This window comes from Anderseniella sp. Alg231-50 (genome assembly GCF_900149695.1).
Classification (GTDB): domain Bacteria; phylum Pseudomonadota; class Alphaproteobacteria; order Rhizobiales; family Aestuariivirgaceae; genus Anderseniella.
Genome location: NZ_LT703006.1, coordinates 180,391 through 195,431, shown reverse-complemented (window position 1 = coordinate 195,431; position 15,041 = coordinate 180,391). Strand labels below are relative to the sequence as shown.

Sequence of the window (15,041 nt, the reverse complement as noted above, 5' to 3'; positions counted from 1 at the left end):
GAGATTTTCACTTTAAGTAATTCGCATAAATATATAAAAATGTTATATTTATTTTACATATGATTGGTTTGTCAACTAACGTCGCGAGGTTTCCAGAAGGCCCTGATGCTGCCTTTGGTTCGCGGCAGGGCGGACCAGTTGGCCATGTCATACTCGATATGGGTAATGGCGGCAGTGGGATATTTGGCTGAAAGATCGGCTCTGGCCTCCGCATTGCCGGCCTTGGTGCTGCCGTGCAGGGCGAAAGCCTGAACGCAAGGGTTATGTCCCACAACCAGCAGGCGCGAATGGTTGCCTCCGTGCATGGCAATGGCGCGCTCAATGGCTTCGCCGTCGCCGAAGTCATACAATGTCGGCACTTCGGTAATGGGAAAATCCCGGCCCATGGCCGCTGCCGCAAGCCAGGCGGTGTGGCGTGCACGAACCGCAGTCGAGGTCAGGCAGGCATTCGGCATCAGCTTGGCATCACGGATGAACTTGCCCATCAGCGGTGCGTTGCGAAGCCCGCGCCGGTTCAAGGGCCGGTCGTGATCGTCCAGGTCGGGATGGTCCCAGTCCGACTTGGCGTGGCGCATGAGCAGAAGGGTTTTCATGGGCACAAGTTGAGCATGGGGCAGGGATGGCGGCAAGGGCGTTTCGCTGCCGGCAGCAATGTCTGCCTGCGCAAACCAACTGTGGCGGAAACCTGGAGGTTATGCGTGTCCGGGTTGTAAGGTGAGATCGGCTTCTGGCTTTCGAGCTTTCCTGCGCGGCCATCTCTGGTCACGGACGATTGCAAGCAGATCCTTGTGTTGGAGCGGCTTTTGCAAACTGCCGATAGATGTCAGGCCGCTTGCCTCGGCGAGAGTATTTGACATCCGGACGACTTCCTGGGGCAAGCCTGAAATGAGCAGGAGACGCGTCTTTACGTTTTGGCTCTCGAGGTAGGACATCAACCTGATGCCATCATATTCGGGCATCACCAGATCGAGGACAATGAGATCAAATGGGTCCGCTGAATTTTCTATGATCGACATGGCGTCGAAGCCATTGGCAGCGACCCGAACAGGTTCTGAACCATTGGTTGCGAAAATCTGTTGCAATACGGCCCGTTGAATAGGATCGTCATCCACGATCAGAACGCGTTGCGGAAAATCCATTTTGTGTTGCCCCTAAAACTGTATTCGGCTGGCGTGCCCGATCTGAAGCCGATCTTGTGATCACTTAATATACCTCAACCAGCTCAGCTCTTTCCCTGAGACTCAACATATGGTGAAGCGACGGTTAACTCATCGCGACGGCGGGCCTATGCTTCAGTTGTCCAGCGATACCGGGTGATTTGAGGGCAAAGTCACGGAGACTGCGGGACTTCATACCTGGCGAGCGAAATACCAGATAGTCCCGCCGCAACTTGCCTGCTCTGTTTTGGCAGCTTCCGGAGGGGCCTTCAGGGGCAGAATGGCAATGCCGGGACGGAAGCGATTCAAATTTGCCTAAAATTTTAGCTAACTTATGTATGTATTTTCAATGTCAACGAGCTAGGCATACCCATTGTTGCATAACTGCGTCGTCACTCAACGGTGCGTTGTGTGAAGGCGGCGATTTGAATTGTTCATGCCAGTTACGCACCTTTGGAGCGTGTCTTCGCAGATTCAAATGGTTGCGACCAGACGGGGTTGTATATGAATCTGTTGAGCAAATTGAGGTCTGACGAGCGCGGGAGTATCGCCGTGCCGCTTGCTGTCGGCTCAACGGCACTTCTGATGGTTGCAGGCGGCACCATAGATGTCGGCATGATGGTCAAGAAACACTCCGAGCTTCAGGGACTGGCGGACAGTGCCGCGCTTGCTTCGGCAAAGCAACTGGCTATATCCAACGTCACACATTCACAGGTGGTTTCGGTAGCCAAGGCGTTCGTGCTGCAAAACTCGGATGTTGCGGGCAAATTGCAGATAAAGGTCAAGACAGACCTGGAGACGCAGGTCGCTGTTCAGGTTTCAGAAGTGTGGCAGCCGGTATTTGCCCACTTTTTCTCCGATCAAGTTACACCGGTGGTGGCGAATGCAATCGCCAAGATATATGGAACCGGGAGTGTCTGTGTTCTGGGGCTCGACAAGAAAAGCGCGCAGACTATCAGGCTCAACAACAAGGCGAGACTGACTGCGAAATCCTGTAACGTTGTCTCCAACTCAGGCGACAGCAGGTCACTTGTGGTCGGCGGCAGCGCCAGGATGACAGCCCAGAACATCTATACTGCCGGCGGATATATCGGTGCGGCCTCGTCGTTTGCCCCAACACCGGTTGAGGATGCACGCCAGATGGATGATCCATTGGCAGGTCGGCCAGCGCCGAAGTTTGCGGGCTGCGATTATATCGATTACGCAATTTCCAAAGGCAAGGTTACCCTCACACCAGGAGTTTATTGCTCCGGCCTGAAAATTTCCGGCAAGGCTGATGTCACATTCAAATCCGGCACCTATATCATCAAGGACGGGCCGCTCGCTGTCGCCGGTAAAGGCAAGATTACCGGACAGAATGTCGGTTTCTACCTGACCGGTAAAGGCGCAAAATTGTCATTCTCAGTCGGGTCGTCAATCAGTTTGACTGCACCGGACGATGGTCCTCTGGCCGGGCTGCTGTTCTACGAGGACCGGGCTGCCCCGAGCGGATTGCTCCACAGGATCACCAGTGACAATGCGCGTCTCCTGCTTGGAACGGTGTATCTACCGAAGGGAACATTGTTGGTTGATGCGAATAAGCCGGTTGCCGACCAATCAGCGTACACAGCTATCGTTGTCAGGAAACTCAGGTTGATGGCGGGGCCAAACCTGGTGTTGAACTCAAACTACGCTGCCACTGACATACCTGCTCCGCCAGGACTGTCTGAAGCCAGTGTATCCCTGGTCAAGTGAACGATCGTAACACCTGAAACGATTTCAGATGACTAGCAGTTCAAGGGAACTAAACGCTTGTTGCGGCCAGAACTTGTTAACATGCTGTTGCTAAAATTGCGGTCGAGTCCGGCCCAACCTGACAAGAGTACACCCGCATTGTCCCGGTTTTTGCAGATCCTGTTGAATTTCACCATTGCGCGCAAGATCACGGTTGTGGTGGCGGTGTCTGTTCTGGTTGCCGTTGCATCGGTAACCGGCTTCTACGTTTATCGGCAAACCGATCAAAATATTGCGGCTCGCCATGATTCAGTGATGGCGACCGCGCAAGTGTTTGCCGCGAGTGTCGGGCCGCATCTGCGGACCCGTGACAAGAATGCGGTTCTTTCCTCGCTGCGCGCCATCGGCAACCTGAAAACCATTCCGTTTGTGTCGACCAGGCTCGCCGACGGATCATTGTTTGCCGCACATGGTAACGCCGTCGTTGTGGAACCCGGACGCGGGCCTGATACGACGTCGGCAACCGGTCTGCCCGGCATCAGGGCCATGGTCTGGAACCCGACGCTGGCGGTTTCGGTGCCGGTGGTCATGGGTGGCAAGCGGGTTGGCTCGGTTTCCGTGCTGGCTGATATTTCAGATTTGCGCAGTCAGTTTTTCGAAGGAGTCACTGCTTCCCTGATTGCAGCGTTGATTGCTTCGCTGTTGGGCGTTGGTGTGTCATCCCGCCTCAAGCGGTCGGTGACGTCACCGCTGGACAGCCTGATGGGTGTCATCTCAAGGGTCAGCGACGAGAAGGACTTGACGGTGCGTGCCGAACGCGTCAGCAATGACGAGATCGGCAAGCTGGTAGATGCTTTCAATGACATGCTGGACCAGGTCAATGACCGGGACGTGGCTCTGGCCCGGCACCGGGACGGCCTGGAGCGCACGGTGCAGGAACGTACCGCAGAACTGCTGGTCGCGAAAGAGGCAGCCGAAGCGGCATCCGAGGCAAAATCCACTTTCCTGGCTACAATGAGTCATGAGATCCGCACGCCGATGAACGGCATGATGGTCATGGCGGAGCTGCTGGCCGCGGGCAAACTGCCGCCGGCACTGCAGCGTTATGCCAATGTGATCGTGAATTCCGGCCAGTCGCTGCTGACCATCATAAATGACCTGCTCGACCTGTCGAAAATAGAAGCCGGCAAGCTACAGCTTGAAAGGCTGCCGGTGTGTCCGCGCGCCACGATAGACAACGTGCTGGCGTTGTTCTGGGAACAGGCCAATGCAAAGGGGCTGCAGTTGGTATCGTATACAGATCCGGCCGTGCCTGATACGTTCACAGCAGACCCGGTGCGCCTGACGCAGATACTCACCAATCTGACCAATAATGCCATCAAGTTTACCGAGCACGGCTGCATTGGTGTTGCCGTGCGCCAGGTCAATCAGTCCGACAGCCCGAACGATCTGATCGAGTTTTCCGTCACTGACACGGGCATTGGTATCGAACAGGATAAGCTCAGCAGGGTCTTCGAAGAATTCACCCAGGCTGATGCCAGCACTACCCGGCAGTTTGGCGGAACCGGACTGGGGCTCAACATCTGCAGCAAGCTGGTGGATGCCATGGGTGGCACCATTCGGGTTGAAAGCAGGCTTGGCGAAGGCAGCCGCTTCATCGTTACGCTGCCTTGTCACGACGCGGTTACCTCCGCGCGCCCGAACCTGCAAGGCAGCAAGCTGACACCGATGCTGGTTTTCCTGGAAGATGATAATCTGGCCAGGGCGATAACCCGGCAGTTCAACGCCTACGGGGCAGCCGCGGAAACAATAACGGCTTCCGGACTGACACCCGACCGACTGGCCTCTGCGGGCGTGCTGGTGACATCATCCTCACTGGCGGGTGACATTCTTGACCGACCCTCGTCTCCTCTGCCGCAACTCGTGGTCATTCAGCCGATTGGCAACAATGCGGCCTGGTCGATGCTGAGTGCCGGGCAGGCAAGTGATATTTTGCCACTGCCTGTGTCGCAGGCGGACATGGCCGCCATTGCAACTGCCATGCAGTCCGGGAAACTTCGCGGCAAGGAGGCCGGTCCCGCGGGCACCGCCAAGGCAGATGAACTGTCGGTGTTGAGCGGCACCCGCGTGCTGGTAGCCGATGACAATCCTGTCAACCGCGAGGTCATCGCAGAGGTGCTGCGCCAGCTCGATGTGGAGTTCGACCTGGTTGAGGACGGGTCCCGAGCCCTGGCGCAATGGCGTGACGAACTTTACGATCTGGTGCTGATGGATTGTTCCATGCCGGTCATGGACGGGTTGGAGGCAACACGGCAAATGCGCCGGGAAGAGGCTGATACCGGGCGTTCGCATACGCCGGTGATCGCGCTGACAGCCCTGATCGAAGGTGGCAACAATGCCGGTTCCTGGAACGAAGCCGGTATGGACGCGCTTATCACCAAACCGTTTGCGATTGCACAAATTGCCAGAGCAATTCAATCCATGACCGGAGAGACCGCAACTGTCGCTTCTGCAGCCGGATCCGTGCCACAGCGGGAACAGAGCGTTTCCAATACACCATTGCCCACCGACCAGGATGCCCCGGTGCATCTCGAAAAGGCGGACACGGGCGCTGTGAACGGGCCAGTGCTGGACACGGCGGTTTTGCAGAACCTACGGGAAATCGGCGCCGGTGACCCCGAGTTCGTCAGGCGCATGTTTGAGCTGTTCGAAGACAATGCCGATCCTGCGCTTTTGCGGCTTGAACAGGCGGCCGGCAACCCCGACCTGATTCAGTTGGCAGATGCAGCGCATGCACTGAAATCCATGGCGTCAAACCTCGGCGCCACTCGTCTGGTTTTTGCCTGCGAGACGGTCGAGACAGCCGCTCGAAATAATGAACAGTTTGACGTGCCCCAGACATTGCGGCTGATTTCCGATGAGATCACTGCCGCGCGTGACGCGCTGGATCAGTACATCAACGCCGCCTGAGAATCCTTACGCTCGTGCGGGCGCCATGATTACGGTGCCGGGCCATCGAGGCGACTACTCGCCCACAGCCTATGCGTTGGCCTGCAGCAGGGGACGAGACTCATCATGAGGCTGCCAGACCTGGCCGTTCAGGATCGCGTGCAAGGCAGTTGCAGATACCGGTTTTCTGAGATGTCCAATGGCGTTGAGCGCCTTGAAGTCAGCCAGTGCCTCGGCCATCCTGATCACAGGCGCGGGTAAACTTGATATAATCAGAACGCGCATTTCAACATTGTGCTGCTTCAGGTAAGTCAGAAATTCGAAGCCATCAACTCCCGGCATGCTCAGGTCAAGCGTCGTCAGGTCATAGGGTTCAGAGGCACGTCCAATGGCCTCTTGTGCGGTTTGGCCGTTTTCTGCCTGGTCGACCGCGATAGATCCATGTTCATTGAAGAACTGCTGCAGAACCACCCGCAGGATGGGGTCATCATCTATGATCAGCACTCTCCGGGGGAAATTCTGCATTGTTTCACCAGTGTTATTTTCAGCGGCCATTGCACATCCTCGACAGATCCCGGTAGCTGCACACTATTCCTGTTCGGTGCCGAATCCCGTGCCCGTGGCGATATGCACTTGCCAGAAGCACGTGCACCTTGTGTATTTGCGTCATTATCACCGGAGAATGCTAAACACTGGTTACCAGGCATTGAGTAAGCGGGGTGATGGAAAACCTATGGTTGCAGGCGAATCCAGGTGTTTGCGCCCGACAGGTGACCTCATGGCGGCAGCGCAGTCGTGACAATCGCTAATTCCGGCGTTCTTGATGAAGCCGGTCATTTGTTGTTTGTAATTTTACTGACCGCTTTACTGGTCAGGTCCTAATTCTGCCTCGCCGGTCATGGCGAGTTCGCCACGATGGTTGCATGCCCAAACGCTGTAATGCTTTTCGGCCGTTTCGAAAACATGCAGTGAAAACTGGTGAACGTGGGTCAGGGGGCTGAGTGCGCGGAAGCTGAAGCTCTTCAACAGCCTGCCAGGTGCCTGGCTGCAGGCAAGCTCCATCAGCAAAGTCGCGGTCAGCGGTCCGTGAATGATGAGGCCGTCATAGCCTTCCTCGTCCCGGCAAAAATCCACGTCGTAGTGGATGCGATGGCTGTTGAAGGTAATCGCCGAATAGCGAAACAGCTGGACCGGAGAGGCGGTCAGGGTGACAGATCTGTCCGGCTCATGAGGCGGCAGCATCGGAGGTGGCGGCACCGCATCCGGATCAGGAGCCTCGCGGTAAACGATCTGGTGCTCTTCCTGCATGCTGCCGCCGCGATTGCCGGAAAACTCGTGCCCGACGCGAACGAAAACCAGGTGTCCGGTGCGCCCCTGTTTTTCTTCCACAGACAGGATCGTCGACGTCTTGTCCACAGTTTCGCCAATACCGAGCGGTCGGTTGATTTTGAGGTTGCCCGATGCCCACATGCGCCGGGGCAGCGGGACCGGCGGCAGAAACTCGCCCAGTGCCTGATGACCATCGCGCCCGATACCGGAGAGCGGCGTGATGTCGGGGAAGAACGCCCAGTGCCATCCAGGCGGCAGAGACGCTGTTTTGTCCGACGCAGGAGCCGGGCAATCGAACGTCGCCGCGATTTTTGCCAGTTGGCCGGCAGAAATTGTATCACGCGTGGTGCGGCTGCGGCCGATCCAGCCTGTCAGGTCACCGTCAGTCATTTGCCGATCTTGTCGAGATCATATGGGGTCGACTGGTAAACCTCGTTCAGCCAGTTGCCAAACAACAGATGCGCGTGGCTGCGCCACCTGTTTTCAGGGGTTTTTGACGGATCATCGCCCGGGAAGTAATTGGGCGGGATGTTGATGGGCTTTCCGGCAGCCACATCACGATGATATTCTTCGGCCAGGGTGGTCGAGTCATACTCTATGTGATTGAACATGTACAAAGTGCGCCGCGCCGCATCATTGAGCAGGCACAGTCCGGCATCATCGGCTTCCATCAGCACTTCAAGCCCGCTGCCGGCAGGCAGGTCGGCCCGGCGAACCTCGGTCCAGCGTGACACGGGGATGGAAAAGTCGTCCGAGAAGCCGCGCAAGTAAGGTGATGCCGGGTTCAGGTTGCGATGCCGGTATACACCAAACGCCTTGGCATCCAGTTCATGTTTTGGAACACCGTGATAATGGTGCAGGGCGGCCTGCGCACCCCAGCAGATATGCATGGCGGAATGGACATGGCTGTCACACCAGTCGAGAATTTCGCGCATTTCGGCCCAATAGGTGACATCTTCAAACTCGAGCAGTTCGATCGGCGCACCGGTGATGACGAAGCCATCGAACTTTTCGTCGCGCACATCGTCAAACGGGCGATAGAAATTCAGCATGTGCTCCGAAGATGTCAACTTCGACGTGTGATGCGTCATCTTTATCAGCGTCATTTCCACCTGTAGCGGTGTGGCGCCGCACAGCCGTGCAAACTGGGTTTCGGTACGCTGCTTGTTGGGCATCAGATTGAGCAGGCCGACGCGCAACGGGCGGATATCCTGACGCGCCGCCTCATCGTCATCCATCACCATTACGCCTTCCTGTTCGAGGGTGGCGCGGGCAGGCAGGTTTGTCGGTATCTTGATGGGCATGGGAAGGTCTTGCTTGTTTTTGTTGCTTTGGTTCAGGCGATGGCACGGGTCAGCAGATCGAGGAAGTCCTTGTCATCCCTGATCTGCGGGATTTCGTGCATTTCAACCACATAACCATGGTTTTCAGCAATCTGTTCATAGAGCGGAATGCGATGATGCAAAAGTCTTTCAAACCCCCACACGATGAATTGATCCGGGTCGACGTCGTCGTCGCGGCCAATACCATGTTGCTGCTTGAACGACTGCCAGGTCTGATCCAGAAACGCCGGCTGATAATACATCGGTTTGGGCATGTCCCGGAAGCGCTCAACCAGGTCTGCGGAGTGTTCCTCAGTGCCGCGGATATACAGCAGCAACGTCGTGTCGCTGAGCGCGGTTAGAACCGGGTCGGACGGGTTGCCGGCATCGACAATTTCGCAAAGCGAGCCACCGGTATCGCAGATGAAATGATCATAGGTGTAAATATCCCGCGACTTCGCCATGAAGTGGGGCACATCCGCAAGAGCCTTGATTTCAGCTTCCCTGTGCTGGGCCTGGCGCCGTTTGTATTCGGCAAACGGAATACCGCCCTTGTCCGGATCGCCGGGCTTGCCGAGATAGGTCGACAGCGGATCCAGATTGTCAAAGCTGATATTGGACGAAATGTAGATCGAGTCGGTTTTCAGCAGTTCGCGCAGAAACGGGTTCTTCATCGCTTCGCGCTTGAAATTGTCGACGATGTGTTCGCCCATATAGCGGGTGCCGATGCGGTAATCGACCGAGTAATGGAACCAGTCGTCATCGCGCAGCAGGTTGGCCAGGGTGGTTTTGCCCACACCAGACATACCCATTATGGTAACGGCCTTGGACGGCCAGTTCAGTAACTCATCTGCGCTGGAAAATTTCATCTGCCTGCTTTGCCCCGTTCGACTGCAACCTTGTTAGCGCAAGACGGGGAAAGTCAAAAGGCCCGAGTTACGGTGAGGGCCAGACCGTGCGAGTCATACCGGCTCAGCTCATCATTGGAGAAGTTGCGGGTGTAGGTGTATTCCAGCTGCGGAGCAAGCCCGCGCCAGTAGAAGTCACGTTTGGTTATCGACATGCGCCCGGTTGCACGGGTCTGCCGGCGCTTTTCTCCGAGCAACGGATAATTCCCGTCAGAAACCGAGTGGTACACACTGGCCTCCGCAAACCCGGTCAGGCCCCATGGCAATTCGTGGTAGAAACCCGCTCCGCCACTGCCGTTCCAATTGCTCAGGTGATCGCGCTCGGTCTGGGTTCTGCCGACGCCTGCCTTGGCGAACAGCAGGGTTGTGTCGCTGAAGGCGTATTTCAGCTGGGTGGTCGCGCTGCTGGTCCACCCGTCACGGTATGTGGCTTCTTCATAGCGGTTCCAGACATGCTTGAGCTGAGTATAAAACTGGGCTTTCGGTGTCACCAGGTAGCTGATGATGGCCTGCGGGCCCACTGACCAGACAAACTCATCAGCGCCGTACCAACCTTGTGTCGAAACCGCGCCGAAGGCGACTGAATATTTGGGCTGCCGGTAACGCAACAGTGCGGTCTGGTTCAAGGATGTCTGGTCGAACTGTATGCCTTCATACTGAACAAGGTTTGTGCCGCTTGACACAATCAGGCTGAGATCTCTTCTCAACCTCAGATTGTAACCGACATTGCCGCCGCCACGAAAACCGATGCCGGATCTTTCCCTGGCCTGGTTGCCGATTTCGAAATCAACACCGCCAACGTTGACCACTTCGAGGTTGGTGCCATTGTTGAAATTTGTCGATGGTGCGATCGACCCCCAGACATTGAAACTCCACGTCTTGCGCGCTTCAATGGCGTTGATGGCGGCGTCGAATGTGCGCTGTGCTTTGGTATTGGGGGCGGATGCGCGCAGCAGGAAGAGATGGTGCGCCGCACTTCGATCTTCCTTGTTGTCATAAAGTGCGCGAGCAAGTTCCGCACGCACTGCGGTGAGCTTGGGGTCATTGGCCAGGACTTCGCGGTAAATGCGGATGGCCTGTTTGAAGTCGCCGCGTTCATGCGTGATCATTGCTTGCATGAAAAGATTGCGGTTGTGACCGAATTTGCCGGTAAATGGCGCTGCGCGAAGCAGAGTTTCAGCTGCGTCCGACTGGCCGTTCCGGATCAGCCGGCCGAGGATTTTCAGGCGCTTGCCGGCCGGCAGGGCGGCGAATTCCCTTTGAGTCTCTTCCGGCACCAGCAGTCTGGCCGGGCGTTGTCGGGTGACGGTTTGCGATTGTGCGGCAGGTGCCGCAGCCGTACCTGGTTCCGGTGCGGATTGCGCCTGTGCAAGACCGGTGAAAGCCAGCAATACGGTACAGCCTGCAGTCACGCGAAGAGCGCGCCCGCAGGCGCGCTCCAAAGTCGGTGTCTGTAAACTGTCGGCTGGATTCATGGAGTGGGAACAGGCGCCGGAACCGCATCAATCGGATCGCCACCCTGCGAGACGCCGAAGCCGCCCTGCAGGTCGAATGTGCCGCGCTGATCATCATTGATACCGGTGTCACCGCCCCTTGGAGATGGATTGACGGCATATACGCCAAACACACCGCCGATTTTCTCTGCACCGGTACCATATGTGGCTGCGCTCAGTGCCTGGTCACCGTTGACCCATCCGCCGGTGGTGTACTGGTCAGGTAACGTCGCCACGCCCTGGGTTTGGCTGACAATAACGTCCGGGCTGATGACCTTGGCGGTGCCGTTGATGGCGCCAGCGTCGGTGATGTTGCCTTCCAGCTGGATGTTTGCTGTGTGGAAAGCCGCAACATCGGCAGGGTTGGCAACCGGAGGTGCTCCACCGGGGTCAACTGCCGAGGAGGAAAGCGCCACATATTCGTCACCCGGCTGACGGTGAACGTCCAGCTGGACGATGGTTCCGTCGCTTTCGGTTTTCTCCCAGAATTGCGGTGTCAATGTACCGGTCAGTTCGTTGGCGCCGAGGTCGAGGTTGACGGCTGCATGGCCCTGGACACGCCAGGCACCATCGCGGCTCTGGTAGGTTGAAGCCTGTCCCCAACCCGTGGTCTTGGCCTGGCCGACATAACTACCCTGGTAATTCAGGGTTGGGGTACCCAGATTAGCGAGCTCGTCAGTTGTCGTGCGTGAAGCTTGGCCGTCTGCCTCGCCGAAGAACCAGGCATCCTGGTCGTTGGTAGCATCACGGAAATGGGCGACATAGTTGGCTGTTCCACTATCGCCGTCGGTGAAATCCCAATACTGCAGTTCCACGTCAATGCCCTGGGATGGGGAAATACGCCGAAACTCAGAATACTCTGAATCTTCTACCTGGTGAGGCTGGAACCAAGTGGCTGCCAGCGGGCCTGCAACTTCAATCCCGGGGTCTGTCGTCTTCTGCTCGAAAATAGCGACCTGTTGTTCACCCACAAAACCAATCGCCTGGCCCGGGTCCACAAGAACGGTGGCCGACGCAAACAGACTCGAATCATCGGGGTCGTCGTTGATTGTCAGAACGGTGCGTGCCGAACCATCGACGACACGTGAACCGTCGGTGAATACGATGGAGTTGTCGCCGGCACCTGCAGGCAGGTCTCCACCATTGGGATCACCCGACGGCTCATCGCCGGACAAGCCATCCCCACCGGGACCGTCGGTAATTGCGGCACTGCCGATATAGGCGTCATCGAAACCGGACGCACAGCCGGAAAGTGCGGTGCCGGCCACAGCCAGCAGGAAAAACACAGAAGGGGAACGCATAAATACTGCCTCGCATCACAAACATTGGATGAAGCGGATCATGGCGCATCGTGGTTAATTTTGTTCTAAGCGTTCACGATTGATTAGTGTTAACAGAACCTTACTCGGGCTCTGTGTACTCAAGCAGCTCTCCAGGCTGGCAATTCAGGGCCTGGCATATCTTTTCCAGCGTTTCAAAACGCACGCCCTTGACCTTGCCTGATTTGAGCAGGGATATGTTTTGCTCGGTAATCCCGACCAGTTCCGCCAGCTCCCGCGAGCGCATTTTGCGGCGCGCGAGCATAATGTCCAGATTGACAATAATAGGCATCTGCGGATCAGGCCTCCCCGGCATTCATTTACACGATAGAGCGATTCTCTTCGGCTATCCGGGACGCCTCGTCGAGCAGGCGCCCCATCATCATGATCAGGGCGGCGATCACCAGCGTGGCCAGATTGGTGCTGGACAGGTTTACAGCAACCATGCCCTGGCCGGCGGGCAGGTGGGCGGTCAGTGCCGCACTGATGGCTGCGCCGGCAACGATCTGGGCAACGGCTACGCCCACCAGCGCCTGGCCGAACCGCTTGATATGGAGGCCGGCATGGGCCGGAAACAGGTCTCCGGTCCGGTACAGTTCAAAAAACGCCCTGACCTGCCACAGACCATAAAGCAGCAATAGCGGCGCAACAGACCCGAAAATGTGCATCAGCGCCTTCTGCCAGCCGGCAAGGTCTGTCCATTCAACACCGTCCAATTGCGCTGGTACCGCCTGGGCGATGTATCCGGGATGCCAGAACACAACTGCACCGGCAGTTACGAACAAGCCCATGGCGATGAGCGTGAACCAGCTCAGCCGGATTGCCATGCGGGCAATTGATTGTGAGGGCAGCATATCATTCTCCTTGCGACGTGCCTTTACATTAACACATTTTATCGTAATAAAAAATTACTGTAAAACGATAAAAAATAAATACAAGGCATTAATATGAAATTCCTCAATCAGATAGCCAGAACAAGCCTGATCTGCGCCGTTCTGGCCAGTTGTGCCACGATTCCTGTCTCCAGCATCTACAAGCTGCGCAATTTTGACCTTGCCACGACCGATGTCTCCAAACTGAGGGTGGCGGTGCAGATACCGCAGTCCATCCGGATCAGGCCGGCGGGGGTCAAAATGGTTGTCGCTGCGCGCCTGCAAGACGGCTCCCTCAATCAGCACGAAGCTTTTGTGTTGGACGAACTTGATACTCTCACGGCTTCGGGCGAGGGCAGGCCGAAACCGGAAAAATGGACCCAGGTGGCGGCGTACCGACTGAAACCCGCCGATATCGACCGCATTTCAGCTTTCAGGGAAAAGATCGCGCAACTCAAGCAACGCCATGGTGACGGGGTCAAGGGCTCGATCAGCATTGATGTGGACAGTTGCGCCAGGACACTGATCGCTGACGGCCCGGTTCTCATCACAACCTGGATCAAATCTGAAGAGACGGCTGAATATGTCGTGTTGAACCGCAATCTCGATCTGCGCCGGGAAACAGAAAAGGCCGGTCATGCACTGGAGATCAAACCATGCCAAAACTGACAACGATACTGCTCTGGGTGCTGCCTGGCCTGATGCTGACGGCATGCAGCACGCGCGATGTGCACGACACTATTGTCTCTGCTACCGGCAATGCGATCCGCGGCAATTGTGAAAGGGTCGGGAACTGCGAAGTTTACTGCAAGAGCGCCGAGACCATCAAAACCCCTGATGGCCGATGTGTTGGAGAGTGAAAGGCCGGCTTTCAGCTGGCAGGTTTTAACGACTTTCCCGCCGTGCCATGAAGGCGAGCCGTTCAAACAGCGCGACGTCCTGTTCGTTCTTCAGCAAGGCACCATGCAGCGGCGGAATTACCTTGGTCGGGTCCTTCTGGCGCAGCGTTTCCGGTGTGACATCCTCATTGAGCAGCAGCTTTATCCAGTCAAGCAGTTCGGATGTGGACGGTTTCTTCTTCAGGCCCGGCACATCGCGCACTTCGTAAAAGATATTCAGGGCTTCACTGACGAGGCGCTGCTTGAGGCCGGGATAGTGGACCTCGATGATGTCCTTCATGGTGTCGGCATCGGGAAACTTGATGAAGTGGAAGAAACACCGGCGCAGGAACGCGTCGGGCAATTCCTTCTCGTTGTTGGACGTAATGATCACCACCGGCCGGTTTGCCGCCTTGACGGTTTCACCGGTCTCATAGACATGGAACTCCATACGGTCGAGCTCCTGCAGCAGGTCATTTGGAAACTCGATATCCGCCTTGTCGATTTCGTCGATCAGCAACACCGAGCGATTATCGGCGGTGAAGGCGTCCCACAACTTGCCGCGCTTGATGTAGTTCTTGATGTCATGAACCCGTTCATCACCCAGCTGGCTGTCACGAAGACGGGATACCGCGTCATACTCATACAGGCCCTGCTGCGCCTTGGTGGTGGACTTGATGTGCCATTCCAGCAGCGGCGTGTCGATTGCCTTGGCGACTTCATGGGCCAGCACGGTCTTGCCGGTGCCAGGTTCGCCCTTGATCAGAAGAGGTCTTTCCAGCACGATTGCCGCGTTTACGGCTACACGCAGGTCTTCGGTGGCAATATAGTCGCTGGTGCCTTCAAATCTCATGTCGCTGGTCTGGCCTTTCCATAATTTGTCATCGTGATCGCGAACCGGCTTTGTGCCTCAAGCTTGTGTTGCTGGCAATGGCTGCCGTCAGGGCGCGCAACATCTGGAATCAACGACATGCCAATTGCCTGAAAGCCGGTAACTGTCAATAACCCTTCATGGAATCACTTTTCATTAAGTGTTCCATTAACCGGTTGCGCCCGCGTTGTCCGGACGATATAGAGGCGCCATCAGTCGCAGTTTTTCAA

The 15,041-nt window shown here is 56.5% G+C and carries 15 protein-coding genes; 4 read left to right on the top strand and 11 right to left on the bottom strand.

Going from position 1 to position 15,041, the window contains the following annotated elements:
• Nucleotides 1–71: 71 nt before the first annotated feature.
• Together DHN55_RS19075 and DHN55_RS19070 are read right to left on the bottom strand one after the other, a co-directional pair.
• The gene (locus DHN55_RS19075) at nucleotides 72–593 is read right to left on the bottom strand and encodes a histidine phosphatase family protein (protein WP_108883140.1); all 522 of its coding nucleotides are present in this window, start codon (nucleotides 591–593) and stop codon (nucleotides 72–74) included.
• A 99-nt stretch (nucleotides 594–692) separates the two neighbouring features.
• Nucleotides 693–1,139, bottom strand: coding sequence for a response regulator (locus tag DHN55_RS19070; RefSeq protein ID WP_108883139.1), 447 nt, complete (start codon nucleotides 1,137–1,139; stop codon nucleotides 693–695).
• A 570-nt stretch (nucleotides 1,140–1,709) separates the two neighbouring features.
• Here DHN55_RS19070 and DHN55_RS19065 point away from each other — a divergent pair.
• Nucleotides 1,710–2,891 carry a pilus assembly protein TadG-related protein gene (locus DHN55_RS19065; protein ID WP_337660541.1) on the top strand — a complete coding sequence of 394 codons (1,182 nt, stop codon included), beginning with the start codon at nucleotides 1,710–1,712 and terminating at the stop codon, nucleotides 2,889–2,891.
• Between the two features lie 162 nt (nucleotides 2,892–3,053).
• The gene (locus DHN55_RS19060) at nucleotides 3,054–5,840 is read left to right on the top strand and encodes an ATP-binding protein (protein WP_337660540.1); all 2,787 of its coding nucleotides are present in this window, start codon (nucleotides 3,054–3,056) and stop codon (nucleotides 5,838–5,840) included.
• A gap of 69 nt (nucleotides 5,841–5,909) precedes the next feature.
• Here the strand turns inward: DHN55_RS19060 and DHN55_RS19055 are convergent, their stop codons facing one another.
• From DHN55_RS19055 to DHN55_RS19020, 8 genes are all read right to left on the bottom strand, one after another.
• A complete protein-coding gene (locus DHN55_RS19055) occupies nucleotides 5,910–6,374 on the bottom strand; it encodes a response regulator (RefSeq protein WP_108883136.1) in 465 nt (154 codons plus the stop codon).
• A gap of 309 nt (nucleotides 6,375–6,683) precedes the next feature.
• A complete protein-coding gene (locus DHN55_RS19050; RefSeq protein ID WP_108883135.1) occupies nucleotides 6,684–7,538 on the bottom strand; it encodes an FAS1-like dehydratase domain-containing protein in 855 nt (284 codons plus the stop codon).
• Nucleotides 7,535–8,452, bottom strand: a complete 918-nt coding sequence (gene metA, locus DHN55_RS19045) for a homoserine O-acetyltransferase MetA (protein WP_108883134.1) — start codon at nucleotides 8,450–8,452, stop codon at nucleotides 7,535–7,537. The genes DHN55_RS19050 and metA overlap by 4 nt, the downstream gene beginning before the upstream one ends.
• Nucleotides 8,453–8,484: 32 nt before the next feature.
• On the bottom strand, nucleotides 8,485–9,339 hold the full coding sequence (locus tag DHN55_RS19040; protein WP_108883133.1) for an ATPase: 855 nt from the start codon (nucleotides 9,337–9,339) through the stop codon (nucleotides 8,485–8,487).
• A gap of 53 nt (nucleotides 9,340–9,392) precedes the next feature.
• Complete coding sequence (locus DHN55_RS19035; RefSeq protein WP_337660539.1) at nucleotides 9,393–10,790, bottom strand: porin family protein; 1,398 nt, start codon at nucleotides 10,788–10,790, stop codon at nucleotides 9,393–9,395.
• 59 nt (nucleotides 10,791–10,849) lie between these two features.
• Entirely contained in the window at nucleotides 10,850–12,172 is a 1,323-nt protein-coding gene (locus DHN55_RS19030; protein WP_108883131.1) for a hypothetical protein, read from the bottom strand.
• A 100-nt stretch (nucleotides 12,173–12,272) separates the two neighbouring features.
• On the bottom strand, nucleotides 12,273–12,482 hold the full coding sequence (locus DHN55_RS19025) for a helix-turn-helix domain-containing protein (RefSeq protein ID WP_108883130.1): 210 nt from the start codon (nucleotides 12,480–12,482) through the stop codon (nucleotides 12,273–12,275).
• A 28-nt stretch (nucleotides 12,483–12,510) separates the two neighbouring features.
• On the bottom strand, nucleotides 12,511–13,044 hold the full coding sequence (locus tag DHN55_RS19020) for a DUF2975 domain-containing protein (protein WP_108883129.1): 534 nt from the start codon (nucleotides 13,042–13,044) through the stop codon (nucleotides 12,511–12,513).
• A 93-nt stretch (nucleotides 13,045–13,137) separates the two neighbouring features.
• On the opposite strand from DHN55_RS19020, the gene DHN55_RS19015 reads away from it, so the two are divergent.
• Both DHN55_RS19015 and DHN55_RS19010 read left to right on the top strand, forming a co-directional pair.
• The gene (locus DHN55_RS19015) at nucleotides 13,138–13,731 is read left to right on the top strand and encodes a hypothetical protein (protein WP_108883128.1); all 594 of its coding nucleotides are present in this window, start codon (nucleotides 13,138–13,140) and stop codon (nucleotides 13,729–13,731) included.
• A complete protein-coding gene (locus DHN55_RS19010) occupies nucleotides 13,719–13,922 on the top strand; it encodes a hypothetical protein (RefSeq protein WP_108883127.1) in 204 nt (67 codons plus the stop codon). The genes DHN55_RS19015 and DHN55_RS19010 overlap by 13 nt, the downstream gene beginning before the upstream one ends.
• Before the next feature lie 25 nt (nucleotides 13,923–13,947).
• Here the strand turns inward: DHN55_RS19010 and DHN55_RS19005 are convergent, their stop codons facing one another.
• The gene (locus tag DHN55_RS19005) at nucleotides 13,948–14,793 is read right to left on the bottom strand and encodes an AAA family ATPase (protein ID WP_108883126.1); all 846 of its coding nucleotides are present in this window, start codon (nucleotides 14,791–14,793) and stop codon (nucleotides 13,948–13,950) included.
• Between the last annotated feature and the right edge of the window lie 248 nt (nucleotides 14,794–15,041).